Origin of the sequence: Streptomyces sp. NPDC017529, from assembly GCF_044329785.1 — a bacterium.
Classification (GTDB): domain Bacteria; phylum Actinomycetota; class Actinomycetes; order Streptomycetales; family Streptomycetaceae; genus Streptomyces.
Map to the genome: position 1 here is coordinate 1 of NZ_JBIRJY010000003.1, position 25,215 is coordinate 25,215.

22 protein-coding genes, 1 other RNA gene and 1 pseudogene are annotated in these 25,215 nt (G+C 72.3%); 11 read left to right on the top strand and 13 right to left on the bottom strand.

The genetic code is table 11. From position 1 onward, the window contains the following. Positions 1-149: 149 nt before the first annotated feature. Positions 150-1,328, bottom strand: a complete 1,179-nt coding sequence (locus ACH4K4_RS07300) for an XRE family transcriptional regulator (protein ID WP_398165431.1) — start codon at positions 1,326-1,328, stop codon at positions 150-152. 504 nt (positions 1,329-1,832) lie between these two features. On the opposite strand from ACH4K4_RS07300, the gene ACH4K4_RS07305 reads away from it, so the two are divergent. Beyond that, positions 1,833-2,321 carry a hypothetical protein gene (locus ACH4K4_RS07305; RefSeq protein ID WP_398165433.1) on the top strand — a complete coding sequence of 163 codons (489 nt, stop codon included), beginning with the start codon at positions 1,833-1,835 and terminating at the stop codon, positions 2,319-2,321. 92 nt (positions 2,322-2,413) lie between these two features. Further along, the gene (locus ACH4K4_RS07310; protein WP_398165435.1) at positions 2,414-3,079 is read left to right on the top strand and encodes a class I SAM-dependent DNA methyltransferase; all 666 of its coding nucleotides are present in this window, start codon (positions 2,414-2,416) and stop codon (positions 3,077-3,079) included. A 204-nt stretch (positions 3,080-3,283) separates the two neighbouring features. Here the strand turns inward: ACH4K4_RS07310 and rnpB are convergent. Then, an RNA gene (rnpB, locus tag ACH4K4_RS07315) (RNase P RNA component class A) lies at positions 3,284-3,684 on the bottom strand. 77 nt (positions 3,685-3,761) lie between these two features. Here rnpB and ACH4K4_RS07320 point away from each other — a divergent pair. The 4 genes and pseudogenes from ACH4K4_RS07320 (at position 3,762) to eda (ending at position 6,898) form a co-directional block, all read left to right on the top strand. Then, a pseudogene (locus ACH4K4_RS07320) lies at positions 3,762-4,585 on the top strand (MerR family transcriptional regulator). Between the two features lie 76 nt (positions 4,586-4,661). Continuing rightward, positions 4,662-5,315 carry a hypothetical protein gene (locus tag ACH4K4_RS07325; RefSeq protein ID WP_398165436.1) on the top strand — a complete coding sequence of 218 codons (654 nt, stop codon included), beginning with the start codon at positions 4,662-4,664 and terminating at the stop codon, positions 5,313-5,315. A gap of 65 nt (positions 5,316-5,380) precedes the next feature. Next, entirely contained in the window at positions 5,381-6,178 is a 798-nt protein-coding gene (gene yaaA, locus ACH4K4_RS07330) for a peroxide stress protein YaaA (RefSeq protein ID WP_398165437.1), read from the top strand. 33 nt (positions 6,179-6,211) lie between these two features. Next, complete coding sequence (gene eda, locus ACH4K4_RS07335; protein WP_398165439.1) at positions 6,212-6,898, top strand: bifunctional 4-hydroxy-2-oxoglutarate aldolase/2-dehydro-3-deoxy-phosphogluconate aldolase; 687 nt, start codon at positions 6,212-6,214, stop codon at positions 6,896-6,898. Between the two features lie 118 nt (positions 6,899-7,016). On the opposite strand, the gene ACH4K4_RS07340 is transcribed toward eda, so the two are convergent. From ACH4K4_RS07340 to ACH4K4_RS07360, 5 genes are all read right to left on the bottom strand, one after another. Then, positions 7,017-9,098 carry an alkyl/aryl-sulfatase gene (locus ACH4K4_RS07340; RefSeq protein WP_398165440.1) on the bottom strand — a complete coding sequence of 694 codons (2,082 nt, stop codon included), beginning with the start codon at positions 9,096-9,098 and terminating at the stop codon, positions 7,017-7,019. A 259-nt stretch (positions 9,099-9,357) separates the two neighbouring features. Then, positions 9,358-10,116 carry a PIG-L deacetylase family protein gene (locus tag ACH4K4_RS07345; protein WP_398165441.1) on the bottom strand — a complete coding sequence of 253 codons (759 nt, stop codon included), beginning with the start codon at positions 10,114-10,116 and terminating at the stop codon, positions 9,358-9,360. Positions 10,117-10,159: 43 nt separating this feature from the next. Then, positions 10,160-11,353: a bifunctional RNase H/acid phosphatase gene (locus tag ACH4K4_RS07350; protein WP_398165442.1), complete on the bottom strand. Its 1,194-nt coding sequence runs from the start codon at positions 11,351-11,353 to the stop codon at positions 10,160-10,162. Positions 11,354-11,356: 3 nt separating this feature from the next. Beyond that, complete coding sequence (locus tag ACH4K4_RS07355; RefSeq protein WP_398166284.1) at positions 11,357-12,100, bottom strand: zinc ribbon domain-containing protein; 744 nt, start codon at positions 12,098-12,100, stop codon at positions 11,357-11,359. Continuing rightward, the gene (locus tag ACH4K4_RS07360) at positions 12,097-12,963 is read right to left on the bottom strand and encodes a Nif3-like dinuclear metal center hexameric protein (RefSeq protein ID WP_398165443.1); all 867 of its coding nucleotides are present in this window, start codon (positions 12,961-12,963) and stop codon (positions 12,097-12,099) included. The genes ACH4K4_RS07355 and ACH4K4_RS07360 overlap by 4 nt, the downstream gene beginning before the upstream one ends. Before the next feature lie 265 nt (positions 12,964-13,228). On the opposite strand from ACH4K4_RS07360, the gene ACH4K4_RS07365 reads away from it, so the two are divergent. Further along, positions 13,229-14,644: a hypothetical protein gene (locus ACH4K4_RS07365; protein ID WP_398165444.1), complete on the top strand. Its 1,416-nt coding sequence runs from the start codon at positions 13,229-13,231 to the stop codon at positions 14,642-14,644. Positions 14,645-14,794: 150 nt separating this feature from the next. Further along, positions 14,795-14,959 carry a hypothetical protein gene (locus ACH4K4_RS07370; RefSeq protein WP_360136816.1) on the top strand — a complete coding sequence of 55 codons (165 nt, stop codon included), beginning with the start codon at positions 14,795-14,797 and terminating at the stop codon, positions 14,957-14,959. Between the two features lie 84 nt (positions 14,960-15,043). Here ACH4K4_RS07370 and ACH4K4_RS07375 read toward each other — a convergent pair whose 3' ends face one another. From ACH4K4_RS07375 to ACH4K4_RS07385, 3 genes are all read right to left on the bottom strand, one after another. Then, positions 15,044-15,997: a 3-oxoacyl-ACP reductase gene (locus ACH4K4_RS07375; RefSeq protein ID WP_398165445.1), complete on the bottom strand. Its 954-nt coding sequence runs from the start codon at positions 15,995-15,997 to the stop codon at positions 15,044-15,046. 64 nt (positions 15,998-16,061) lie between these two features. Beyond that, the gene (locus ACH4K4_RS07380) at positions 16,062-17,147 is read right to left on the bottom strand and encodes a Zn-dependent alcohol dehydrogenase (protein WP_398165446.1); all 1,086 of its coding nucleotides are present in this window, start codon (positions 17,145-17,147) and stop codon (positions 16,062-16,064) included. Between the two features lie 64 nt (positions 17,148-17,211). Further along, entirely contained in the window at positions 17,212-18,078 is an 867-nt protein-coding gene (locus tag ACH4K4_RS07385) for a MaoC/PaaZ C-terminal domain-containing protein (protein WP_398165447.1), read from the bottom strand. 353 nt (positions 18,079-18,431) lie between these two features. On the opposite strand from ACH4K4_RS07385, the gene ACH4K4_RS07390 reads away from it, so the two are divergent. The 3 genes from ACH4K4_RS07390 to ACH4K4_RS07400 all read left to right on the top strand — a co-directional run bounded on the left by ACH4K4_RS07390 (position 18,432) and on the right by ACH4K4_RS07400 (position 21,875). Then, positions 18,432-19,649 carry a sensor histidine kinase gene (locus tag ACH4K4_RS07390; RefSeq protein WP_398165448.1) on the top strand — a complete coding sequence of 406 codons (1,218 nt, stop codon included), beginning with the start codon at positions 18,432-18,434 and terminating at the stop codon, positions 19,647-19,649. A gap of 123 nt (positions 19,650-19,772) precedes the next feature. After that, positions 19,773-21,170, top strand: a complete 1,398-nt coding sequence (locus ACH4K4_RS07395) for a condensation domain-containing protein (RefSeq protein ID WP_398165449.1) — start codon at positions 19,773-19,775, stop codon at positions 21,168-21,170. Positions 21,171-21,236: 66 nt separating this feature from the next. Next, positions 21,237-21,875 carry a response regulator gene (locus ACH4K4_RS07400; RefSeq protein WP_398165450.1) on the top strand — a complete coding sequence of 213 codons (639 nt, stop codon included), beginning with the start codon at positions 21,237-21,239 and terminating at the stop codon, positions 21,873-21,875. Between the two features lie 11 nt (positions 21,876-21,886). On the opposite strand, the gene gcvH is transcribed toward ACH4K4_RS07400, so the two are convergent. The 3 genes from gcvH to ACH4K4_RS07415 form a co-directional block, all read right to left on the bottom strand. After that, on the bottom strand, positions 21,887-22,282 hold the full coding sequence (gene gcvH, locus ACH4K4_RS07405; RefSeq protein ID WP_398165451.1) for a glycine cleavage system protein GcvH: 396 nt from the start codon (positions 22,280-22,282) through the stop codon (positions 21,887-21,889). A 120-nt stretch (positions 22,283-22,402) separates the two neighbouring features. Further along, on the bottom strand, positions 22,403-23,851 hold the full coding sequence (locus ACH4K4_RS07410) for an MFS transporter (protein ID WP_398165452.1): 1,449 nt from the start codon (positions 23,849-23,851) through the stop codon (positions 22,403-22,405). Positions 23,852-23,995: 144 nt separating this feature from the next. Next, on the bottom strand, positions 23,996-25,192 hold the full coding sequence (locus ACH4K4_RS07415; protein WP_398165454.1) for a lipid-transfer protein: 1,197 nt from the start codon (positions 25,190-25,192) through the stop codon (positions 23,996-23,998). Positions 25,193-25,215 lie beyond the last annotated feature (23 nt).

Below are 25,215 nucleotides of genomic sequence, written 5' to 3' on the forward strand. Positions count from 1 at the left end.
GGGCGACGGAGTTCACCAGGCCATGCTCGGCATCGCCCGGTTGCACAACCTGGCCCTCACGGGATAACTCACACCCCATACGGGACAACCTCTAGGAACGACCACGCGGCTCGACTGACCTCACGCCCTGGCCTTCTCAAGCACTGCTCTCACCTGAGTGAGCCCCGTGTGGGCTTCGAGCTTGCGGAGCGCTGGGGCGATGCGCTGCCGGGGACGTACCGATGCCACACCGGTTGAGAGATCCAGGACCCGGTCAATGATGCCCGCAGCTTCCTCCACCTCTCCGGCTGCCAGGTAGGAGTCTGCCAGCCACTGAGTTCGTCGTGATCGACCCAGGCCGCCCAGTCGGGTGGGGGCGAGTCGTCAGCCGAGGCAAGCGCTGTCTCCGCAGCGTCCAACGCCCTCTCCGTCTCAGTAGCGTCCCCTGCGACGGCATAGGCCCATGCAAGGCGTTCGCGCAGCAGCGCCTGCACGCTCAGCGGTGCCGATGGGGTGGCGATCAAGCAGGCACCAGACGCGTCTTCCACTCCGCCTTTCGGGGTTCCGCCGCTCTTTTGGTAGCCGAGGAATGCCAGGGCATTGCCTGCTAGAGATAGGTCGCCGGCCTCGGTGGCTACTTGGTAGCTCTCGTGGTACAGGCTGCTCGCATCAGCATGATTGCCGTTGTCGAAGGCCGCCCATCCGGCCTGTTGAGCCTGCTCGGCCAGTACGGACAGCAGTTGCTTTCCGGTCGTATCAGTGCATCTGACCTCGCGCAGCATCCTCTTCGTAGCTTGGTACTCCCCGAGGTACACACGATAGGTGTCCCCTCCGCCCAAAATGTCGTCCATGCGCCGAAGGCGGGCTGTCCGCCGGCGCAGATACTCGGGGTAGCCGCTGCTCAGTTGGCCGTGAGGAGCTATGCACGCCGAGTCGGGCAGGCTGACCGCAAGTCCGGCCCCAGCAGTCAGCTTGAAAAACTTTCTGCGTCGCACAGCGTCTCCGTGTCGTGTGGTGGCGATACGTCGAACAGGCGCAGCGTTCTCTTCAGTGGGCGTCAGCTCCCAATCGCGGGGCGCGAGCCCCACCATGTGGCCGGGGATGCGCAAGGCGTCAGCTACCAAGCTGATCTTCTCGAAGCTCGCAATACGCCCTACCCCGCGCGCCAAGGTCCCAACGCGCTCCGGCTTGATGTCGCATGCCGCGGCAATCCTTGAGTAGGAGATACCTATTGCGTCCTTGGCGAGCCGGAAGACGGTGCCGAAGTCATGCGCCGCTAGAGCATCTGCCACATCCTCTCGCTCCAAGAAGCCGCATGGCAACGCGGTTGCTGACTGGTCCATGGTCATGAGAAGCCTCATTGTGCCTGCTGGCGCCAATCTGCCCACTGGCTTGCCCGGCAGCCTACCCATGCCGGGGATACCCCTTGCGGGGACGGCAAGGCCGTTATGACGCGGCAGTGTTGCCGGTGTCGCCGGCGCTCCCCGTCCGAGTCCGCCAGCGGGTCGCTCTGGGCCTGCCCAGGTGCGGCCGGCGGAATGGTTCCAGCTCCGTCGTTCTCGTCTTCCTCTTCCTTGCCGCTACCTACTGATCAGCCCCTAGACCCCCGTCTGCTGCCGTGCCCACCCGTGGCCCCGGCGAGGCATTGCGGCAGTAGACGGGCCTCAGAAGTCCCCTCGCATCGTCCGACCTCCGCGAGGGGATCAGGGGGTACCGATGCCGAAACCGCTTCTACGGCCCGGCGCCCCCGCCCTCCCGGTCGCACGCCGCCTCGTTTCCGTGAGCGGAGTCGACCGGGCAGGTCAGCAAGTGCAGCACTCCCAGCTCATCCCCCCACCTAGGAGGCACGCACGATGAGCATCACCGCCGAAGCCCCGACACGCACCCGTGATCCGCGGGTCATCCTGAACGCGCTCGAAGAGCGCGTCCCCCACCTCGTCGCCAATGTCGGCGTGGACGACCTGTGGGAGCGCGAAGTACAGCTCCTCTTGCGCGACAGCGTGGCCGTCCGCAGCCTCGCCGAGCGCATCCTCGGTCAGGGCGTCGCGTACCTGATCACCGCCATGGAGAACGCTGGCGTGGACATGGGCGTCGGCAAGACGGTCGACACCGGCGTCCATCAGATCATCCTCGACACGCCCTTGTACTTCGCGTTCTGCAACCAGTACAACGGCGGCATCTACAAGCACCACGCTCCGCTGATCGAGCGTCGCCGCGACGGCACCGTGATGCGGACAGCCGACCTCATCAGCAAGAACGGTTTCGAGGTCGACACCGAACTGTGGGCTTCGGACGAGTCCGACTGCTCACCGTGCGACAACAAGGTGCCCGACAGCCACTGATCTCGGCCCTGCCGGCACTGCAGTGCGCGCCTCTGCCCCCTGCGGGAGGCGGGGGCACGCCCCGTTGTTCACCCCACCCCAAAGGAAGTTCGTTGCGCGCACAGCACCGTTACGACCATGAACGCGATAATTGGGATGCCTTCGCCCGCAGCACCAGGGACAAAGTGTTCGAGGACGCCGAGCCCGCCTTCTGCTGGACACAGTACGCAGGGCACGGCCCCGGCCCGGAACTGCTCGGCGACCCGTCAACCGCCTTGGAGATCGGCTACGGTACCGGCCGGCATCTGGCCTACCTCGCCAAACGCGACGTGAAGATGAGCGGGGTTGACCTGTCCCCCGTCGCAGTCGAGCAGACGAAGGAAAGGTGGGGGTCGCTGGGCGTACAGCTCCATTGCGCCGAAACCCTCGACTTCCTGGCCACGACGAGCGAGACGTACGACGCCATTTATTCGATCTTCGGGGCAGCCTGGTTCGCCGACCCGGCCCGCCTCTTTCCGCTGGTGCATGAGCGCCTGAACCCCGGCGGCCGATTCGTGTTCTCCCAGCCCCCGGCCATTCCCGGAGCCTACGGCCCACAAGGGATGTACAAGGGCGGATTTGCGGGCAAGGAGACGTTCCTGTACCGCTACGCCTACACCCCAGAGAGCTGGGGGAACTTCCTGGCGGATGCGGGGTTCGAAGAAGTCGACGGGCAAGTATTCGCCGCTCCGGAAGAAGGCCACATCGGAACCCTCATCATGCAGGCGCGGCGAGGCTGAAGGTCGGGGGCTTACTTCCGTTCGAGCACGTTCCGGATGCGGCCTGCTTCATGCCGTTGTACCGCCACACAATCGCCACACGACGCTGAGCAACATCCCGAACCGGCCACAAACAGTGAGCGCTCCGTCACTGAAGGGCGTGCAGCGGAAAGCCCTCCGATCTGGCGTTTTGCCAGACCGGAGGGCCTTGCGCCAGGCGACCGGCGGACGAGTCGGCCTATACGCCGGGTTCTGTCGCCGAAGGGCCTTGCGGCCCGTCGGGAGACGGCCATCCATCTAGGGCTGTCGTTGCCGGCAGCCTCGTGCGGTCTACCCGCGGACTCGGGCGGGCAGCCCTCGAACGTCCGCGCAGAAACACCGGGGTGTTTCCTCTTGACCTTGCTCCGGGTGGGGTTTACCGAGCCCTCCGAGTCACCTCGGAGGCTGGTGGTCTCTTACACCACCGTTTCACCCTTACCGGCGCCTCGCGGCACCGGCGGTCTGCTTTCTGTGGCACTGTCCCGCGGGTCACCCCGGGTGGGCGTTACCCACCACCCTGCCCTGTGGAGCCCGGACGTTCCTCGGGAGGATCCGATGAATCCCCACGCGGCCGTCCGGCCGGCTCGTCCGCCGTGCCGACCATGCTACCTGCCGGGCGGCTGAGCCTTGACCTTGACGCAACGGCAACGTGTGTACTGGCCGCATGAGGATCGGAGAGCTCGCGGCGCTGGCCGGTGTCACCACCCGGACCGTACGGCACTACCACCATCTCGGCCTGCTCCCGGAACCCGAACGGCTGGCGAACGGCTACCGCGCGTACCGGCTGCGCGACGCGGTGACGCTGGCGCGGGTGCGGCGGCTGACGGAGCTGGGGCTCGGGCTGAGCGAGGTGCGCGACGTGCTGGCGGACGACGCCGGGCGGGAGCTGCGCGAGGTGCTCGGTGAGCTGGACGCGGACCTGGCGCGGCAGGAGGAGGAGATCCGCCACCGGCGCAAGCGGCTGGAGGGGCTGCTGCGGCAGGTGGAGAGCGGGCATCTGCCGGACGAGGGGCCGTGTTCGGAGCAGCTGACGGCGCTGGTCGGCGAGATGCAGCGGGTCTCGGCCGCGCTGCCGGGTCCGGAGCCGGCGATGGCGGTGAAGGAGCGGGAGATGCTGTCGGTGCTGGAGATGACCGCGGGGCGACCGAGCAGGGCGGGCGGATGCTGTCCGTGCTGCAGGAGGCCGTCATGCCGCCCGGGGCGATGGAACGCGCCTACGAGGTCTACGCCTTGCTGGACGAGCTGGCCGGGGTCGAGCCCGGGGACCCGCGGGTGGAGGAGGCGGCCCGCGCGCTCGCGACGTGTATTCCGGACGGGTTGGTGGAGGAGCTGCGCGAGGTGGAGAAGTTGGAGGAGGGGGAGGCGGCGACGGGCGGGTCGCGGTTCGATACGGGGTTCTTGGGGTCGTATTTCGCGGACTTCGCGCCGGCGCAGGAGGAAGCCGTGCGGTGGGCGGTCCGGTTGGTGCTGGAGCGGGACCGTGGGTAGCGGTCGCGGCGCGGCCGGAGGGGGAACGGGAATGAAGGGGACGGGAATGGGGGGTAGGGGCACGGGGGGCACCGGTATGGGGGGTCGGCTGGCGGCGTACGAGGGGCGGCGGATGGCCAGCCTGGCGCTGTGGGTGGCGCGTCGGCGCCACGGCGTGGGTGCCGGGGAGCGCGCGCTCGGGTATGCGCGGGCGCAGGCGCCGATGATGTACGGCTTCGCGTTCGTGTGCCTGGTCGAGACGGTCGGTGTCGGGTTCTTGATGGCGCAGCTTCCGGTCGCGCACCTGGTCATGCTGGTGCTCGACATCTACACGCTGCTGACGGTGCTGAGCTTTCAGGCCGCCGCCGTGACCCGGCCGCATGTCCTGGGGGACGGCGGGCTGCGGATACGCAACGGGGCGCAGCTGGACCTGTGGATACCCCTGGAGCGGATCACGTCCGTCCGCTACGACCTGCGCTTCCCGAAGACGGAGGTGGACAAGCGCCAGGAGCTGGAGCGGGACGGCGTGCTGGAACTGGCGGTGGCGGCGCAGACCTGCGTCACCGTCGAGCTGGCCGAGCCGGTCGTCGCGGTGAAGCTGCTGGGGCAGCGGGTGGCGGCCCGTACGGTCCGGTTCCACGCGGACGAGGGGCGGGCCGCGGTCGCCGCCATCAGGGAGGCGGTCGCGCGCCGGAAGGAAGCGGAGGGGGAGGAAGAGGGCGAGGGGAGGAGTGTGGTGGCGCCGGTGTGAGAGGGGCGGCCGCTCCCGAACGTAAAGTGGCGGGGCCATCGCACCGGGAGTTTAAGGAGAAGCGCGTGCTCGTGTTGCTGCCGCCGTCCGAAGGGAAGGCCGCGTCCGGGGGCGGGAAGCCGCTGGATCTGGGGGCGCTGTCGCTGCCAGGGCTGGGCCCCGCGCGGGAGGCGGTGCTCGAAGAGCTGGTCGGGCTGTGCGCGGCGGACGAGGCGAAGGCGCAGGAGGTCCTCGGACTGAGCGACGGCCTCAGGGGCGAGATCGCGAAGAACGCGGCGCTGCGCGAGTCCGGTACGCGGCCGGCCGGCGAGATCTACACGGGCGTGCTGTACGACGCGCTGGGCCTGGCCACGCTGGACGCCGGGGCGCGGCGGCTGGCCGGGAAGTCGCTGCTGGTGTTCTCGGGGCTGTGGGGTGCGGTGGGAATCGGTGACCGGATCCCGTCGTACCGCTGCTCGATGGGGGTCAAGCTGCCGGGCCTGGGCGCGCTGGGCGCGTACTGGCGTACGCCGATGGCCGGGGTGCTGCCCGAGGCCGCGGGGGACGGGCTGGTGCTGGACCTGCGGTCGGCGGCGTACGCGACGGCCTGGAAGCCCAAGGGTGAGGTCGCGGGCCGTACGGCGACGGTGCGGGTGCTCCAGTCGAAGATCGTGGACGGCGCCGAGAAGCGGTCGGTCGTCAGCCACTTCAACAAGGCGACGAAGGGGCGGCTGGTGCGGGACCTGCTGACGGCGGGGCGGGCGCCGGAGGGCCCGGCGGAGCTGGTCGAGGCGCTGGGCGATCTCGGGTACGTGGTGGAGGCCGAGGCCCCGGCGAAGGCGGGCAAGGCGTGGGCGGTCGACGTGGTGGTCAAGGAGCTTTAGGGGCGGCAGCCACCCCGTGTTGCAGTACGTGCAATGAGCGTTGCGGATGTTGTCGGGCGGGCGCAGTATGGGCGCGTGACTACCGCTGCCTCCTCCCCCGCCGGCGCGCCCTCCGTTCTCGGGCTCGCCCCCGTGATCCCGGTCGTGGTCCTCGACGACGCGGCCGACGCCGTCCCGCTCGCCCGCGCGCTGGTGGCGGGCGGGCTGCCCGCCATCGAGGTGACGCTGCGCACGGCCGCGGCGCCGGACGCGATACGGGCCATCGCCGACGCGGTGCCGGAAGCGGTCGTGGGCGCGGGCACGGTCCTGGCCCCGGAGCACGTGGACACGGCGGTCGCGGCGGGCGCCCGCTTCCTGGTCAGCCCGGGGTGGTCGCCGCGGCTGCTGACCGCGATGCGGCAGTCCGGCGTGCCGTTCCTGCCCGGCGTCTCGACGGCGTCGGAGGTGGTGACGCTGCTCGACGAGGGCGTGACCGAGATGAAGTTCTTCCCGGCGGAGGCCGCGGGCGGCACGGCCTACCTGAAGTCCCTCGCCTCGCCGCTCCCCCGGGCCCGGTTCTGCCCGACCGGCGGCATCGGCCTGGCCTCGGCCCCCGCGTACCTGGCGCTGCCGAACGTGGGCTGCGTGGGCGGCACCTGGATGCTCCCGGCGGACGCGCTCCGCGCGAAGGACTGGGGGCGGGTGGAGCGCCTCGCCCGCGAGGCCGCGTCGCTGCGCTGAGGCGGCGCGACACGCATCCACACGACGCGCATCCGCACGACACGCGTCCGTACGGCGCGGGCCCGGCCGGTGCGGATCGGCGTCCCCGCACCGGCCGGGCCCTCTCCCCGCCGGCCGGCTAGGCCCGGCCGCCGTCCCGCGGCGTGACGATCGGGAACATCGGGTCCGGCACCGTCAGGTAGCCGAAGACGGTGTCCGCCGCCGCCTGGTCGTCGACGCGGATCGCGCCGTTCTTGACCGCCGCGTCGAAGTTGTCGCGGAACAGCGGGCCGTCCAGCGCCAGCGAGTCGAACGCCGCCCTGGTCAGGACGATGGTGGCCTGCGGCTTGCCCGCGTAGAGGTCCTTGCCCGCCACGTACACCAGCACGCCGTTGCGCAGCGTGGTGGTGCACTCCTGCCGGGTGTCCGTGAAGTTCCACTGGAGGACGATCGCGGCGCGCTGCTCCTCGGCCGCCTTCGGTCCGTCCACACTGCGGGCCATCGCCGCGAAGACCTGCTCCAGGCTCATGCTGCGGACCAGGTCGGGCGCGCCCTTGCCGGTGGGCCGCTGCGGGCCGTTGCGCAGTTCGTCGGCGCCGGTGAGGAAGAAGTTGCGCCAGGGCCCGTTCTCGGCGCCGTAGCCGAGCTGGGCGAAGGTCTTGGCCTGGAGGGCCTTGGCGTCCTTGGCGGCCTGCTCGGAGACGGTGGCGGGGTCGGCGAAGATGACGTGGTTGAGCAGTTCGACGACCCAGCGGTACGCCTGCGGGTCGTCCGGGTGACGGTCGTAGGCCTCCTGCGCGGTGCGCACGACGGCCTCGGCGCCGCCCATCGCCGCCACGTACCGGGTGCCGGCCTCGGACGGCGGCAGGTTCCACAGGTGGGCCGGGTTTCCGTCGAACCAGCCCATGTAGCGCTGGTAGACGGCCTTGAAGTTGTGGCTGAGCGAACCGTAATAGCCCTGGTTGTACCAGTGTTCGGCGAGCCCGGCCGGCAGGTGCTGGAGTTCCTCGGCGATCTGTATTCCGGTGTATCCGCGGTTGACGAGCCGCAGCGTCTGGTCGTTGAGGTACGCGTACATGTCCCGCTGGTTGCTCAGGAATTCGAGAATGTTTTCCTTGCCCCAGCGCGGCCAGTGGTGCGAGGCGAATTCCACTTCGGTGTGCTCGCCGAAGGTCTGGATCGCGTCGGTGAGGTATTTCGCCCAGGCGTGCGCGTCCCGGACCTGGGCGCCGCGCAGGCTGAGAATGTTGTGCAGGTTGTGGGTGGCGTTCTCCGCCATGCACAGGGCCTGGAGTTCGGGGAGGTAGATGTTCATCTCCGCGGGGGCCTCGGTGCCGGGCGTGAGCTGGAAGAGCAGCCGTACGCCGTCGACGACCCGCCGGTGCAGGCCGGCCCGCCACGGGATGACGTCGGCGGGCGTCCAGTCGTCGCTGGTGACGGCCTGGGCCGCGCCGATGGAGTCGGTCGGCGGCAGGAGCGTGACCTCGCCCGTGGAGATGGTCAGCCCGAGGCCCGAACCGACCTGTGCGTACGGGGACTTGTCCAGCCCGGCCGCGTACATGTACTCGGCGCGGCGCGCCATCGCCGGGCCCGCGTAGACGTTCTCGCTGACGGCGTGCTCCAGGAACCCGTCGGGCGCGATGACCGGGAGGTCCGCGGGCACTTCGTCGCCCCGCTCGGCGAACAGGCCGCGGGCACCGCCGAAGTGGTCGACGTGGCTGTGGGTGTAGATCAGGGCGACGACCGGCCGGGGCCTGGGGCGGTCGCCCTCGACGGTGTCGCGGTAGAGCTTGAGGGCGGCCTGCGCGGTCTCGTAACAGGCCAACGGGTCGACGACGACGAGCCCGGTGTCGCCCTCGATGATCGTCATGTTCGACAGGTCGTAGCCGCGCACCTGGTAGACGGCCCGGCTGCCGTTGGAGGTGACCAGGAACAGCCCGGCCGACGCGGTGAGCACCCCTTGGCGCCACAGACTCGGGTTGACCTCGGCCGGCGCCTCGTCGCCGCCTTCGGTGAGGAAGTCGTACGACGCGAAGTCCCAGACGGCCTTGCCGCTGTCCGAGCGGGCGGGGATCACCGCGACGTCCGGTCGCGCGAGCAGTTGCCTGTTCGCGTCCTCGAAGTCCCGCGAGCCGCCCGCCGGGAAACGCTCCGCGGCGTTTCGATTGGCCTGTGCCACGGACGGGGAAACCTCGACGGGCTCGACGTACTCGCTCGACATACCAACCTCCGTACAGGCATGCGGAATTCACGCACGCGGTGAGGGAAAAGACGCTGGCCGCGCCCTGGTCTGCAAGCGACGCTATGGAAGCGGAGGGCGGCTTACAAGGAAACGAACAAGCCACCCGGCACGGACCGGCCGGACGCCGGTGAAAAGCACCGGATTCACGCCAAGGAAAAATGGCCCGGAAAGGGCAGGTCCGGAGCGGGAATTGCCCGCCGGCCCGCCCTTCCGGAGGTACGGGCGGGCCGGTGCGCGTTCAGGCGGTCAGTTCCGTCTGGGCGGCGGCCGCGGTGACGGGCGTGTGGCGGATGTACCACTCGGTGCCGAACAGCCGCTCCCTGGCGTCCGGCGCGAGGCCGTCGAGCATCCCCGGCAGGGCTCCGCGCGCCGCCTCGGAGCGGTGCGCCAGAATGGCGGCGGTCTTCTGCTCCAGCCAGGGCCGTACGTCGACGGCCGCGGTGACCAGTTCGTCGGGCACGCTGTAGAGCGACTCGCGCGCACCGAGCACGTCGCGGAGCCGCGGCACGGCCGAGTCGGGGTGCGTGGCCAGGTAGAGGGCGCGCGGCTGCCACGGTTCACCTGCCTCGGGGTAGAGCTTCCCGAGCCCGGCCGCCTGGACGGCGAGCATGGTCACCCGGTGGGTGTGCACATGGTCCGGGTGGCCCGGCAGCCCTCCGTACGCGTCGTGGGTGACGACGGCCTCCGGGCGGGTCTCCCGAATGTGCGCCACCAGCCGTCCCACCGCCTCGTCCAGCGGCGCGTCGCACAGCCGCGCGCGGCCCGGGGCCGACCACGGCACCCTCGCGTCGGCGTAGCCGAGCATCCGCGGCTCGCCGGCGCCGAGGATCGCGAGCGCCTCGGCCAGTTCGGCGGCGCGCGGGGTGTCCTCGGCCCAGGTCGCCGTGACGACCGCGGTACGCGCGCCAGCGGCCGCGTGCCGGGCGAGCACCCCGCCCGCCGACAGCGACTCGTCGTCGGGGTGGGCGAATACCGCGAGCAGGTCGGGCAACGCCATCGGCGTACCGCCTTCCGTCAGGAGAGGGCCCGGCCAGACCCTCTCAGCGCAGATGTCCCGTGTCGTTCAGCAGGCGCACCGACGCGTTCCCGTCGGCGTAGTACGCGACGGCGGACAGCGAAGCCGCGGAGAGTTCCATGCGGAACAGGGACTCCGGCGGGGCGCCGAGGGCCAGGCGTACCAGGGTCTTGACCGGGGTGACGTGGGTGACCAGCAGCACCGTGCGGCCCGCGTACCGGGCCAGCAGCTTGTCGCGGGAGACGGCGACGCGGCGGGCGACCGAGGCGAAGGACTCGCCGCCGGTGGGTGCCGCCTTGGCGGAGCCGAGCCAGGCGGCGAGGTCCTCGGGGTGGCGCTCCTGGACCTCGGCGAAGGTCAGGCCCTCCCAGGCGCCGAAGTCGGTCTCGCGCAGGCCCTCGTCGACGCGTACGTCCAGGCCGAGGCGGGCCGCGACGGTCTCGGCCGTCTGTTGGCAGCGCTTGAGGGGCGAGCTGACGACGGCCTGGACCGTGCCGCGCGCGGCGAGCGCTGCGGCGACCGCTTCGGCCTGGCGGTGGCCGGCCGGGGACAGCTCAGGGTCGGAGCCGCCGCTGCCGGAGAATCGCTTCTGCGGTGTCAGCGCGGTCTCGCCGTGCCGCAGGAGGACGAAGGTGGTCGGCGCGCCGAGGTCGGCGGGCGCCCAGCCGGCCGGCGGCGCCTTCGGCTCGGTGGCCGGAGCGGCCTCGGCGGCCTCCGCCGCCGCGTCGGCGGCGCGGGCCGCGGCGCTGCGCGCCGGGCCGCCCGCTTCGAGTCCGGCCCGCGAGTCGCGCGGCTCCCACTGCCGGCCCGCCTTGCCCGCGTCCATGGCCTCGTTGGCGAGCCGGTCGGCGTGCTTGTTCCGCTCGCGCGGGATCCACTCGTACGTCACCCGCGCGGGCGGGAAGACCCGCTGGGCCTCGGCGGCCAGCGGCCGCATGTCCGGGTGCTTGATCTTCCAGCGGCCCGACATCTGCTCGACGACCAGCTTGGAGTCCATCCGGACCCGGATCTCCGCCTCCGGGTCCAGCGCGTGCGCGGCGCGCAGCCCGGCGACCAGGCCCCGGTACTCGGCGACGTTATTGGTCGCCGTGCCGATGTACTCGGCGGCCTCGGCGAGGGTCTCGCCGGTCGCCGGGTCGATGACGACCGCGCCGTAGCCCGCGGGCCCCGGGTTGCCCCGGGACCCGCCGTCGGCCTCGACGACGAACGTACGGGCCACGGCCTACAGGCCCGAGTCGGGCGTGCGCACCAGGATGCGGCTGCAGTTCTCACAGCGCACGACCTTGTCGGCGGGCGCGCTGCGCACGTCGTTCAGCTCGGTGATGTCCAGCTCCAGGCGGCAGCCCTCGCAGCGGCGCTGGTAGAGGCGGGCGGCGCCCAGGCCGCCCTGCTTCTCCCGCAGCTTGTCGTAGAGCGCCAGCAGGTCGGCCGGGATGTCGGCGACGGTCAGCTCGCGCTCCTTGCGTACCGTGTCGGCCTCGGCGTCGATCCCGGCGAACGCGGCGTCCCGGCGGGCGACCGCGTCGTTGACCTTGGCCTGCACGGACTCCACGCGCTCGGTCAGCTCGGCGACGCGCTCCTGGGCGGACTCGCGGCGCTCCATGACCTCCAGGACGACGTCCTCCAGGTCGCCCTGGCGCTTGGCGAGGGAGGCGATCTCCTTCTGGAGGTTCTCCAGGTCCTTGGGCGAGGTGATGGCACCGGAGTCCAGGCGCTGCTGGTCGCGGGCGGCGCGCTGGCGCACCTGGTCCACGTCCTGCTCCGCCTTGGTCTGCTCGCGGGTGGTGTCGCTCTCCTCGGTCTGCGCGGCCACGAGCAGGTCGCGCTGCTGGGTGAGGTCGCCCTCCAGGGTGTGGATCTCGGCCAGCTCGGGGAGGTTGTTGCGCTTGTGCGCGAGCTGGCTGAGCCTCACGTCCAGAGCCTGGACGTCGAGGAGGCGGATCTGGTCGGCGGGCGCGGCGTTCAGCGTGGGGCTCCTGTTGTGTTCGTCGGGGTCGTGCGGGCGTCGGACGCCGCGTGGGCGGTCCAGGGATCGGTGACCGTGCGCGAGACGTGCGTGCGCAGGTTCCAGCCGTGCCGGTCGGAAATCTCGTCGAGCTGGGCCGCGGCCTGCTCGCACCAGGGCCACTCGGTGGCCCAGTGGGCGGCGTCGAGCAGCGCCGGGCCGCTTCGCTGGGTCGCCTCGGAGGCGGGGTGGTGGCGCAGGTCGGCGGTGAGGAACGCGTCCACGCCCGCCGCCCGCACGTCGTCGAAGAGGCTGTCGCCGGAGCCGCCGGAGACGGCGACCGTGCGGATCGTACGGTCGCCGGCGCCGGCGATCCGGACGCCCTGCGCGGTGGCGGGCAGCCGGGCGGCGGCGTACGGGCCGAACTCGGCCAGCGTCATCGGGTGCGGCAGCTCGCAGACCCGGCCCAGGCCGCGGCGGCCGTGCGCGTCGGTGGCGTCCGGCACCAGCGGACCGAGGACGCGCAGGTCCAGGGCGCCGGCCAGGGCGTCGGAGACGCCGGGGTCGGCGGTGTCGGCGTTGGTGTGCGCTACGTGCAGCGCGATGTCGTTCTTGATCAGCGTGTGCACGACGCGGCCCTTGAAGGTGCCGGCCGCGACCGTGGTCGTACCGCGCAGGTAGAGCGGGTGGTGCGTGACGAGCAGGTCGGCGCCGATCCTGACCGCCTCGTCGGCGATCTCCTGCACGGGGTCCACGGCGAACAGGACCCGGCGCACCTCGGCGTCCGGGTCACCGCAGACCGTGCCGACGGCGTCCCACGATGCGGCCCGCTCGGGGGGCCAGAGGGCGTCGAGCGCGGCGAGGACTTCAGACAGTACGGGCACGGGTGGAAGGTTACCTCCCACCCGTGCCCGTATGACGGGCCGCTTCGGACGGCGGCGGGCGGGCGGCCGCGCGCTCCGGGCGGCCGGGGCGCGAAGTCGGGGACGCCGCACCCCGGGGCGGACCGCTGCATAGAGCACAATCACCCCTCACGCCTCAGGCGAAGCAGACATCCGCCACTCTTTTGCGTGAAGTGCCGCAACCTTCGCCGAACGTTTGGAAAGACGAAAACTAGCTTCGAGCGCACTGACTGGAGGTGAGCACTCGATGACGGCCTGTGTCACCGAGGACGCCGCGGCGCCGGACACCCGGCAGCGCCCCGCGGCGCTGACGATCGCCGCCGACGGCTCCTACGCCGCCCGGCTCGCGCGCCACGAGAGCACCGGGAGCTGGTTCCCCGAGCGCTGGACGCTGGCCGGGCCCGAGCCGTACGCGGTTCCGCTGCCCGGCAACCAGCCCGAGGAGGCGGACACCGAGCTGCTGCCGCTCACGGACGGCCGGGTGCTGATCCGGCGCCGGTCCGGGGACCGCTTCGCGCTCGCCCTGCTGTACCCGACCGGGCCCGGCACCGGCGAGCTGGCGCTGGGCGCCGTGAGCGCGTCCGGGCTGACGCTGCTGCCCGCATCGCCCTGCGGGGCCCGCGCGTACGCGCTCGCGCCCGGCGAGCGGTCCACCGTGCTGTGGCTCGTGCACGACGGCCGCGACTCCCCGGTGCCCGGCCTGGCGCACTCGGGCCCCGCCTGCGTCGCCGAGATCCCGGGCCGCTGCACGGGCGGCGTCTGGCTGGACCGTACGGGCCGGCTGCTCGCCCTCGACCAGGAGCTGGACGGGCGCACGAAGACGGTGGCGGTCGACCTGGAGCGCGGCGGCGAGACCAGCCCGCTGCTCCAGATCACGGAGGAGAGCAACGACCGGCTGCTGCTGGCCGACCCGGACAGCGGCCTGCTGGTGCTGCGGTCCGACGCGGCCGGGCACGACCGGCTGGGCTGGGGCGTGCTGGGCAGCGCGCTGCCGGTGCGCTTCCCCGAGTGCCTGCGGCTGCCGGACGCCGCGCTCCGGCCGTTCGCGGTACAGCCGGGGCAGGCGCTCGCGCCGGAGAGCAGCGCGGTGGCGTTCCGCGTCGACGCGGTGGGCGGCACCTGGCTGGGCGTGTGGCGGCCCGCGGAGCGCAGGCTGCGGCAGTTGGCGGCCCCGCGCGGGTGGCTGGCGGGGGCCGGGCTGTGGACGGCGGACGGCGAGCTGCGGCTGCCGTTCGTGACGCCGATGGCGCCGTGCGGGCTGGCCCGGCTGCCGGCCGGGACCACGGGGCTCGCGGAGCGCGAGGCGCCTTCCGGGGAGTCGGGGCCGCGCGCGGAGGTCGCCGTACGGCACTCCCGGCCCTCGGACACCCCACCCCCGGACAAACTTCCCGAAGGGCCCCCACTCGCCAACTTCCCGCCCAGAGCGGCACGATGGATTCGATTCTCCCCGGCTCCGTCCCCAACTCCTCCCGTAGCGCTCCGAGTAGACCGCCCGGACGGCCGGCCGGAGGTGCGCTCCGAGGCCCCGCCTCCCGCCGCCTCCACACCATCCACACAACCGGAGTCCGTTACCCAGGAACCGTACGCCGCGCCCGCGCATCCCCTTCCTTGCAGGCCGGTGCCGTTGCAGCAGGCGCCCCTCGCGGCCCGGGAGGCCCGGTAGAGCAAGATCGTTCGCGCCGTTAGAATCGGGCGGGGGCTACGCAGCCGGTTGACCGGCCACCGACGGGTGCTGCCGCGGCAATCCCAGCGGTTCGCTGGGAGAGGTCCCGACGCGTACAGCTGTAAGCGATCTGACGGAGTGACTCCTCGCATGTCCGAAGCCCGAACCGATACGACCCAGGCGCGCCAGTACGACGCCGCCCAGGCCGCCGCGGCGGCAGGCGCCGGCAAACACCGTGGCCCGGCCGCCTCGGAGGACGCCGACGCGTCCCCGAACGGCAGGCACCGCCGGAGCAAGCAGACGCAGGACGCCTGAGGCGGGTCCGTACGACAACGGCCGTGGCCGCCGCACCGCGTTCCAGGGGTACGGGGCCACGGCCGCTGTCGTGCGCGCGGGCGGTCAGCGGTGCTTGAGGCCGAGCACCTCCGCCGCCGCGAACGTCTCGTGCGGCGGGCGCTCCGCGTAGTACGGCGTCAGCGCCTCGTCCAGCTCCTCGTAGGTGAAGACGTCCTTCGCGGTGTCGAAGCGCGCCGCCACCTTCGGCCGTTCGACCACCGCGACCATGCCGCCGTGCACGACGAGCAGCTGCCCGTTGACCCGCGCCGCAGCCGGCGAGGCCAGGTAGCCGACCAGCGGCGCGACGTGCTCGGGGGCCAGCGCGTCGCGGGCCCCGCCCGCCGGCACCTCGAATCCGGCGAAGACGTCCTCGGTCATCCGGGTGCGGGCCCGGGGGCAGATCGCGTTGGCGGTGACCCCGTACTTGGCCAGGGCCAGCGCGCAGGAGGTGGTGAGGCCGACGACGCCGCCCTTCGCCGCCGCGTAGTTGGGCTGGCCCGCCGAGCCCGCGAGGAACGCCTCGGACGAGGTGTTGACGATCCGCCCGTACACCGCGGCCCCGGCGGCCTTGGACCGCTCGCGCCAGTGGGCGGCGGCGAAGCGCGTGGTGTTGAAGTGGCCCTTGAGGTGGACGCGGATCACCGAGTCCCACTCGTCCTCCGTCATGGAGAACACCATCCGGTCGCGCAGGATGCCCGCGTTGTTGACCAGGACGTCCAGCTTCCCCCAGCGCTCGACGGCCAGCCGGACCAGACCGCGTGCCGTCTCGTGGTCGGCGACGTCGCCGAGGTGGGCGACGGCCTCGCCGCCCGCCGCCCGGATCTCGGCGGCGGTCTCCTCGGCCGGGCCCGCCGACGCCGCGCCGGAGCCGTCCCGGCCCGGCTGCCCGTAGTCGTTGACGACGACGGCCGCGCCGAGCCGGGCGAGTTCCAGCGCCTCCGCCCGGCCCAGGCCGCGGCCCGCCCCGGTGACGATCGCGGACAGTCCCTCAAGCGGCCGTGCGGTGGGAGCGCTCACGGTGCCGGCTTCCTCTCGGTCGGTGTGCGTACGCGGCGGGCCGGGCCCTGCGGGGCCGGTCCGGTCAGATCTCGATGCACGTACGGAGGGCGGCGCCGGTCCGCATCTGCTCCAGCGCCTCGTTGACCTCGGCGAGCCGGACCCGGTGGGTGATCAGCCCTTCCAGGTCGATCCGGCCCGCACGCCACAGGGCGATGGCCCGCTCGTAGGACCGCAGCACGTCCCCGCCCCCGTACAGCGACGGCAGGATGCGCTTCTCGTCGAAGAACAGCTCGAACATGTTGACCTGGAAGTGGTCGTCCACCGCCCCGGCGCCGACCACGCAGAGCGTGCCGCCGCGGCGCGTCGCCTCGTAGGCGGTGCGGGCGGTGGCGGCCTTGCCGACGACCTCGAAGACGTAGTCGAAGCCCTCGCCGCCGGTGATCCGCTGCTTGGCGTCGGCCAGTTCCGCCGGGGCCACCGCCTCGGTCGCGCCGAAGCGCAGCGCCGCCGCACGGCGGTTCTCCACCGGGTCCACCGCGACGATCCGCGCGGCCCCGCACACCCGCGCACCCTGGACGGCGGAGATGCCGACCCCGCCGCAGCCGATGACGGCGACCGACGCGCCGGGCTCCACCCGCGCGGTGTTCATCGCGGCGCCCAGCCCCGTCGTCACCCCGCACCCGATCAGGGCCGCGATCTCGTACGGCACGTCGTCGGGGATCGGCACGGCGCAGTCGGCGGCGACGACCACCTCCTCGGCGAAGGTGCCGGTGCCCGCGAAGCCGAAGACGTCGGGTGGATCGGCTGCGGCGCGGCGGAAGTTGGGCGTACCGGCGTTCATGAAACCCGCCAGGCACAGCTGGGTCTGGCCGCGCTTGCACGACGGACACCTACCGCAGGCGGGCAGCCAGCACATCAGCACCCGGTCGCCCGCCGCGAGGCCCTGGACGCCGTCGCCCACCTCCATGATCTCGCCCGCGCCCTCGTGCCCCGGGACGAAGGGCGCGGGCTGCGGCAGCACCCCGCTCATCGCGGACAGGTCGGAGTGGCACAGCCCGGTGGCCCGGATGCGCACCCGCACCTTCCCCGGGCCGAACCCGACCGCCTCGACGTCGTCGACGACCTCCAGCTTGTCCTGCCCTGTCTGGTGCTGAATCGCTGCGCGCATGGTGCGCTCCCTTCGCGGGGCGGCCGGGTCCTGGTGGGGGTGTCGCGGGCGCCGGGGCGCCGCCTCAGGCGCCGGACGGGCTGATGTCGATCACGGTGTCGGCGAGGACCGGCGCGTCGTCCCGGTCGGCGGCCGTGACCGACACCAGGACCCGGCCCGGCTCCCGCCACATGCGCACGCGCAGCGTCTCGCCGGGGTAGGCCACCCCGGCGAACCGGGTGGTGTACGCGGCGACGCGCGCCACGTCGCCGTCCAGCACCTCGTCCACCACCGCCTTGAGCGTGACGCCGTACGAGCACAGGCCGTGCAGGATCGGCCGGTCGAAGCCGGCCAGCTTGGCGAACTCGGGGTCGGCGTGCAGCGGGTTCCAGTCGCCGGACAGGCGGTAGAGCAGCGCCTGGTCCTCGCGCAGGTGCCGTTCGACGGTGCGGTCCGGGGCGCGTTCCGGCAGCTCCAGGCGGCCGGCGGGCCCGCGCTCACCGCCGAATCCGCCCTCGCCGCGGACGAAGATCTGCGTGTCGCAGGTCCACAGCGGGCCCTCGTCGTCGGCCGTCTCGGACCGCAGCACGATGACGGCGGCCTTCCCCTTGTCGTACACGGCGGGCACGGTGGCCGTCGTGACGGCGCGCCCCCGTACGGGAATCGGCCGGTGCACGGTCACGGTCTGGCCGCCGTGCAGGACCGCGGCGAGGTCCACGTCGATGCCGGGCGCGGAGAGGCCGCCGGCCAGCGCCATCCCGCCGCCCGCCACGGTCGCGAAACTGGGCAGCACGTGCAGCCGGCTCTCCAGCGTGTAGCGCAGCTCGCCGGGGTCGGTGGCGGGGACGCCCGCGCCGATGCCGAGGTGGTAGAGCTGGACGTCCTTGGGCTCCCAGGCGAGCTCGGTGGTCCTCGGCCCGGCCGCGGTGGCCTTGGCGGCGTCGATGGGCATGGGTCTGCTGCTCCTTCACCACGGTGTGAAGACCCCGGCCCGGCCGTCCGCACCGTCGGCCGTGCCGGGGTCGCCTGCGGTCGGCCGTCCGCGCCGTCGGGTCCGGTCGGCACGGATACGTGCGTGCGCGTACCGCACCCGCCGCTCGTTTTAGAACGCGTTCTATCCGACGGCATCCATGTATAGCCGATCCGGCACCGCCCGGGAACCCCTGACGCCCCGTCAGCCGACCGGGCGGACGCCCCGGTGCGTCGCCCGTGACATGTGTCCCCGTGGGCCGACTACATTCGCACCTGCCGGGGCCACAGACGGCTCGGTAGCGTCCTGACCAGGACGCGAACAGGGAAGAGGCAGTGCACGACGTGCGAAGGAACAAGCAGAGCGAGCCGGACGGGGACTGCGGGGCCGGGCCGGCGACGCCGCGGGAAAAGCGCCGGGGCAGGGACAGAGGCCCCAACAGCTTCACCTTCCTGCCGTGGCTGCTGATGGGCATCGGCGCCCTGTCCAACATCTTCAGCGGCAAGACCCAGAACACCTGGCTCGCGGGCCTCGGCCTGCTCACCTTCAATTCCCTCTACATCTTCGTCGTCTTCTCGGCCTTCAACCCCCGCTACCGCGACTCCCGCGTCCCGGTCTACGGGCTGGCCGCGCTGGCCGCGGTCACCTATGCGATCACGATCGGCTTCGGCCACGCCTGGCTGCTGTTCTTCCCGCTGCTCTCCCTGGCGTCCGGCACCGTCCGCGCGATCCGCGGCAAGCCCCACTTCGTCCTGCTCTTCGTCCTCAGCGCCTCCGCCGGCGCCGTCGCGGGCGTCCGCGTCGGCGACGGCTGGAACGCCTCCGCCATCGGCTACGGCACCTTCATCTCCGGCATGGTCGCCGCCACCGTCCTGAGCCTCTTCGACAGCATCAAGCAGCTCGACGAGACCCGCCAGGAGCTGGCCCGCACCGCCGTGGAGAAGGAGCGCCTGCGCTTCTCCCGCGACCTGCACGACCTGCTTGGCCACACCCTCTCGGTCGTCGTGGTCAAGGCCGAGGCGGTACGGCGGCTGGCGCCGCGCGACCTGGACGCGGCACTGGCCCAGGCCGCCGACATCGAGGCGGTCGGCCGCCAGGCGCTCACCGAGATCAGGGAAGCGGTCACCGGCTACCGCGAGGGCAGCCTGCGCACCGAACTGGACCGCGCGGCCTCCGCCCTCCGGGCCGCCGGCATCGACCCCGTCGTCCGCCGCTCGGGCCCGCCGCTGCCCCCGCAGGCCGACGCGCTGCTCGGCTGGGTGGTGCGCGAGGGCGTCACCAACACCGTCCGGCACAGCGGCGCGGCCCGCTGCGAGATCGAGGTACGCACGGACGCCGCGGGCGACCGCGCCCGGCTGACCGTCACCGACGACGGCCGCGGCCCCGACCCGGCCGCGACACCCCCCGCATCCGGCGGCACGGGGCTCAAGGGCCTGGCCGAACGCCTCGCCAGCGCCGGCGGCACCCTCGACGCGGGCCCGGACGGCCGCCGCGGCTTCCGGGTGGTGGCGGAGCTGCCGGTGGACCTGGACGAGGTGACGCCGGAACGCTGAGAGCCTGGCCGCGTACACCTCACATCTCCTGTACAACTTTCTCCTCAAGGGGTAACCCCCGCCTCGTACGGGACAACCTTCTAGCTATGTCCCGAGGGTCTACGATCGGAGAACCCTGTGCGCATGACTGACATCCAGCGCTGCGAGATCCGCCCCGGACGTCTGGTGGAGTGGACGCTGCACCCGGCGGCCGTCGAGACCGCGACGAGCCTGCCGAACGACACGCGCCCGCCCGCCTACATCCAGGAGTCCCACGTACGCACGGCACGGTCGGTACGCCAGGACGGCCTGTTCGTACCGACGTGGCTCGGCACCGCCTTCGACATACCGGGAAAGGCCGACCTCGACGTCCTCCAGGAAGCCCTGCGCGCCTGGACGCTCCGGCACGAGACGCTGCGCAGCGGTTTCCGCTGGTCCGGTGACGAGATGCGGAGGTTCACGCTCGACGCCGACGCCGTCGTGCTGCACCGTACGGAGATCGGCGAATTCTCCGACGCGGCGGCGCTGACCCAGCACCTCCAGGACCGTTTCGACGCCGGCGCCGACGCGCTCTCCTGGCCGAACTTCATCTTCGCCGCTGTCGTCAGGGACGACAGCACCAGCGTCTACATGGCGTTCGACCACAGCAACGTCGACGCGTACTCGATCCAGCGCATCACCGCCGAGATCCACGAGCTGTACGCGGCCGGCCTCGACAGCCGCACCGTGGACACGGCACCCGTCGCCAGCTATGTCGACTTCTGCGCGACCGAACGCTCCAGCGCCGACCAGGTCGACGACACGCACGAGGTCGTCGCCCGCTGGCGCAAGTTCATCGCCCAGTGCGACGGGAAGCTGCCGAACTTCCCCGTCGACCTCGGCCTCGACCCCGAAGGCCCGCTGCCCACGCAGAAGTTCATGCACGAGATGCTGGTGGACGACGCCACGGCGGCGGCCTTCGAGGCGTACTGCCGCCCGTACGGCGGGAGTTTCATCGGCGTCCTCGCGGCCACCGGCCTGATCGTCCGCGACATCGGCGGCCAGGAGGTGTACCGCACCGTGGTGCCCTTCCACACCCGGGCGAGGTCCCAGTGGTCGGACTCGGTGGGCTGGTACGTGGGCGGCGCGCCGATCGAGGTTCCGGTGGGGCAGGCGCCGGACTTCGACAGCGCCATGCGGATGGTCCGCGCCGCGCTGCGGGAGAACCGGTCGCTGTCCCGCATCCCGCTCGCCCGCGTGCTCCGGCTGCTGGGCGCGGACTTCCGGCCCACGTCCCCGGACCTGTACTCGATCGTCTCGTTCGTCGACGCGCGCGCCGTCCCGGGCTCCGAACGGTGGGAGCACCTCAAGGCGTACGGGCTGATCCGGGTCTCCTACGGCGACCAGGTGTGCGCGTGGATCACCAGGCTGCACGAGGGCCTGCAGTTCGCCGGCCGCTACCCGGACACCGACATCGCGTACGGCAACCTGCGCCTGTACGTCGAGCGGCTGCGGGAACTCATCGTCTCGGTGGCACGGGAGGGCGCGGCGTTACCCGCCTGACGACCTGGTCACCGGCCGGGGCCCCTTCGACCCGGGGCCCCGGCCGGGGCTGGCTAGGCTTGTCCCATGACCGACCCGGACGGCGAGCAGGCCGAGGCGTGTGTGAAGGTCCTCCTGGCCGAGGACCAGGGGATGATGCGGGGCGCGCTGGCGCTGCTGCTCAACCTGGAGGACGACATGGAGGTCGTCGCGCAGGTGCCGACCGGGGACCGGATCGTGCCGGTGGCGCTGGAGGCCAGGCCGGACATCGCGCTGCTGGACATCGAACTGCCGGGGCGCAGCGGGCTGGACGCCGCCGCCGAGCTGCGGGAGAAGCTGCCGTCCTGCAAGGTGCTGATCGTGACCACGTTCGGGCGGCCCGGGTACCTGCGGCGGGCGATGGAGGCCGGGGCGTCCGGCTTCCTGGTGAAGGACGGCCCGGTGGAGGACCTGGCGGCGGCGATCCGGCGGGTGCTGGCCGGGGAGCGCGTCATCGACCCCGGGCTGGCCGCTGCCGCGCTCAGCGCGGGCCCGAACCCGCTGACCCAGCGCGAGCGCGACGTGCTGACCGCGGCCGTGGACGGCGCGACCGTCGCCGACATCGCGGGCAAGCTGCACCTCTCGCAGGCCACCGTCCGCAACTACCTCTCGGCGGCCATCGGCAAGACCGGGACGCGCAACCGCATGGAGGCGGCGCGCGCCGCCCGCCAGAACGGCTGGCTGTAACCCCCGGGCGGCTACTCGGCCGCCCCCTCCCGCAAGCAGGCCTCGTATCCCCTCGCGTCCAGCAGGCCGTCGGCCTCGGCGGGCCGGATCAGGCGGAACACGACCAGCCAGCCGGCGCCGTACGGGTCGTCGTTGATCTGTTCCGGGGCGTCGTTGACGGTGTCGTTGACCACGAGCACCGTGCCGGTCAGCGGCAGGTAGACCTCGGTGACCGCCTTGACCGACTCCAGGGAGCCGAACGCGTCGCCCGCCTCGTAACGCTCGCCCGCTTTGGGCAGTTCGGCGTAGACGATGTCACCGAGCTGCCGCTGCGCGTGCTCGGTGATGCCGACGGTGACCTGATCGCCCTTGATCCGGACCCATTCGTGGTCCTTGGTGTACGAAAGATCCGCGGGGATGTTCGCCATGCCGCGGACGGTGCCACCGCGCTCCGGCGGAGGCAAGGCTTCCGGCGGGGCGCGGGCGCGGCGGGGCCGGGGCGCCGCCGACCAGGACCCGGCGGCCGGTGGCGGGGACAGGGGGCGGGGTCAGCCGTGGTGGGCGTCCTCGGGGCGGCGGGGCAGGGCCAGGACCATCAGCAGCACACTCGCCAGCAGGATGACCGTGCCGACCTGGAAGGCGAGGCCGTACCCGTCGGCCATCGCCGCCGGTCCGCCGTGTTCGCCCGTGATCCGGGAGGCGGCGACGGTGGACAGGATCGACAGGCCGAGCGCGCCGCCCATCTGCCGCGAGGTGTTGATCAGCCCGGAGACCAGGCCCTGGTCGGAGGGCGCGGCGCCGGAGGTGGCGATCGAGGCGACCGGGGTCGCCGTCAGGCCGGCGCCGAAGGACATCAGGACGCCGGGGCCGAGCAGCGTGCCGAGGTAGGTGCCGTCGGCGCCCATCTGCCCCTGCCAGACCATTCCCGCCGCGGATATCAGCGCGCCCGCGACGGCCAGGCTCTTGGCGCCCACCCGGTTCATCAGGCGCGGCGCGATCTTCGAGCCGAGCACGATGCTCAGCGAGTGCGGGATGAAGGAGAGCCCGGCTTCCAGCGGCGTGTAGTCGAGGACGTTCTGCACGTAGAGGGAGAGGAAGTACCACATGGAGAACATCGCGGCGCCGGCCAGCACCATGGCGCTGTTCGCCGCGTACACCGACCGCAGCCGGAAGAGTGTGAGCGGCATCAGCGGCGCCTTGGTGCGGGCCTCCACCAGCACGAACACCAGGAGCACCAGGAGGCCCGCCGCCAGGGGCAGCAGCGCGACCGCCGACGTCCAGCCGTGCGACTCGGTCTGCACGATGCCGTACGCCACCAGCGCGAGGCCCGCCGTCACCAGCAGCGCGCCGGGGATGTCCAGGCGCCGCCCCTGCCCGCGCCGGCTCTCGTCGAGCCAGAGCACCGCGCCGGCCAGCACCAGCGCGCCGACCGGCACGTTGATCAGCAGCACCCAGCGCCAGGACAGGTACTCGGTCAGCACGCCGCCGACGAGGCCGCCGACGGCGCCGCCGCCCGCGCCGACCGCGGTCCAGGTGGCGATGGCGCGGGTGCGCGCCGGGCCCGCGGGGAAGGCGGTGGTGAGGATGGTGAGGGTGGCCGGGGAGAGCACGGCCGCGCCGACGCCCTGGACCGTACGGGCGGCGATCAGGTGCCAGGACTCCTGCGCCAGGCCGCCCGCCAGGCTGGCGAGGGTGAAGAGGGTGAGCCCCACGACGAATATGCGCTTGCGCCCGAAGAGGTCGGCCATCCGGCCGCCGAGCAGCATGAAGCCGGCGAAGGTGATCACGTAGGCGTTGACGACCCATTGCAGGCCCAGTTCGCTCAGCCCGAGGCCGGTGCGCATGCTGGGCAGCGCGACGTTGACGACCGAGACGTCGAGGACGACGAGGAACTGTCCGGCACAGACCAGCAGCATCACCAACCAGGCGGGCGGGGGCGTGCGTCGGGCGTTTTCGGGCAGCGTGGTGGGAGTGACTGTCGGGGGCATGGTCTCCATGGTTGCACCCGGCACACGCCGGTGAACATCGGAATATCGGCCCGGCCTCGGCCGCCACCTGTCCTGGTCCTTCCGGCGTACGACGGGCGGCCGCGGATCCCGGGTGCGGAAGGGAACGTTCCGGGTGGCGCGGTGCCGGTACGGTCACGCCCCGCGCAAGAGTGTGACGACCGCCGCGCCGCCCAGGCCGATGTTGTGGGCCAGCCCCACCCGCGCCCCCGGCACCTGCCGCGCCCCGGCCGTACCGCGCAGCTGCCACACCAGCTCGGCGGCCTGCGCCAGGCCGGTCGCGCCGAGCGGGTGCCCCTTGGAGATCAGCCCGCCGGACGGGTTCACCACCCACCGGCCGCCGTGTGTGGTGGCCCCCTCCTCGGCGAGCTTGCCCGACTCCCCCTCCGCGCACATGCCGAGCGCCTCGTACGTCAGCAGCTCGTTGACCGAGAAGCAGTCGTGCAGCTCGATCACGTCCACGTCCTCGATGCCGAGTCCGCTCGCCTCGTACGCCTGCCGGGCCGCCGCCTTCGCCATCGGCCTGCCGACGACGTCGATGCAGGACCCGGAGGCGAAGCTCGCTTCCGTGTCCGTCGTCATGGCCTGCCCGGCGATCTCCACCGCCCGGCCGGCGAGCCCGTGTTCGCGGACGAACCGCTCGGAGGCGACGACGGCGGCGGCCGCGCCGTCGGAGGTCGGCGAGCACTGGAGCTTGGTCAGCGGCCGGTGGACGGTCCGGGCGGCGAGGATCTCCTCGACCGTGTAGACGTCCTGGAACTGCGCGTTCGGGTTGTCCGCCGAGTGCCGGTGGTTCTTGGCGCCGACCGCCGCGAGCTGCCGCTCGGTCGTGCCGTACCGGTCCATGTGCTCGCGCGCGGCGTTGCCGAAGATCTGAGCGGTCGGAGGCGTCATCTCGAAGCCGTGCGCGGCGGCCATCACACCGTAGTGCCGGGCCACGGGCGATGTCGCGAAGTCACCGCCGTCGGCTCCGCCGCCCAGCGCGCCGCGCTTCATCTTCTCGAAGCCGATGGCCAGTACACAGTCGTTGAGGCCGGAGGCGACGAACTGCCGGGCCATCATCAGCGCGGTCGAGCCGGTCGCGCAGTTGTTGTCGACGTTGTAGACGGGGATGCCGGTCAGGCCCAGTTCGTAGACGGCGCGCTGCCCGGCCGTGGACGCCTGGTAGCAGTAGCCGACCGGTGCCTGCTCGATGTCGCCGTACGGGATTCCGGCGTCGGCCAGGGCCTTGCCGCCCGCCTCCTTCGCCATGTCCCAGTACTGCCAGTCCCGCGTCTCGGGCTTCTCGAACTTCGTCATACCGACGCCGATGATGTACGCCTTGCCCGCCATGTCCGTCCTCCTCGTCGGTGGCG

Coding starts and splice junctions, on each gene's coding strand:
- ACH4K4_RS07340 (WP_398165440.1), bottom strand. CDS start 9,098: ATGTCGAGCGAGTACGTCGAGCCCGTCGAGGTTTCCCCGTCCGTGGCA.
- ACH4K4_RS07410 (WP_398165452.1), bottom strand. CDS start 23,851: ATGGAGACCATGCCCCCGACAGTCACTCCCACCACGCTGCCCGAAAAC.
- ACH4K4_RS07395 (WP_398165449.1), top strand. CDS start 19,773: ATGACTGACATCCAGCGCTGCGAGATCCGCCCCGGACGTCTGGTGGAG.
- ACH4K4_RS07300 (WP_398165431.1), bottom strand. CDS start 1,328: ATGACCATGGACCAGTCAGCAACCGCGTTGCCATGCGGCTTCTTGGAG.
- ACH4K4_RS07345 (WP_398165441.1), bottom strand. CDS start 10,116: ATGGCGTTGCCCGACCTGCTCGCGGTATTCGCCCACCCCGACGACGAG.
- ACH4K4_RS07305 (WP_398165433.1), top strand. CDS start 1,833: ATGAGCATCACCGCCGAAGCCCCGACACGCACCCGTGATCCGCGGGTC.
- eda (WP_398165439.1), top strand. CDS start 6,212: ATGAGCGTTGCGGATGTTGTCGGGCGGGCGCAGTATGGGCGCGTGACT.
- ACH4K4_RS07400 (WP_398165450.1), top strand. CDS start 21,237: ATGACCGACCCGGACGGCGAGCAGGCCGAGGCGTGTGTGAAGGTCCTC.
- ACH4K4_RS07370 (WP_360136816.1), top strand. CDS start 14,795: ATGTCCGAAGCCCGAACCGATACGACCCAGGCGCGCCAGTACGACGCC.
- ACH4K4_RS07415 (WP_398165454.1), bottom strand. CDS start 25,192: ATGGCGGGCAAGGCGTACATCATCGGCGTCGGTATGACGAAGTTCGAG.
- ACH4K4_RS07385 (WP_398165447.1), bottom strand. CDS start 18,078: ATGCCCATCGACGCCGCCAAGGCCACCGCGGCCGGGCCGAGGACCACC.
- gcvH (WP_398165451.1), bottom strand. CDS start 22,282: ATGGCGAACATCCCCGCGGATCTTTCGTACACCAAGGACCACGAATGG.
- ACH4K4_RS07365 (WP_398165444.1), top strand. CDS start 13,229: ATGACGGCCTGTGTCACCGAGGACGCCGCGGCGCCGGACACCCGGCAG.
- ACH4K4_RS07325 (WP_398165436.1), top strand. CDS start 4,662: ATGGGGGGTCGGCTGGCGGCGTACGAGGGGCGGCGGATGGCCAGCCTG.
- ACH4K4_RS07380 (WP_398165446.1), bottom strand. CDS start 17,147: ATGCGCGCAGCGATTCAGCACCAGACAGGGCAGGACAAGCTGGAGGTC.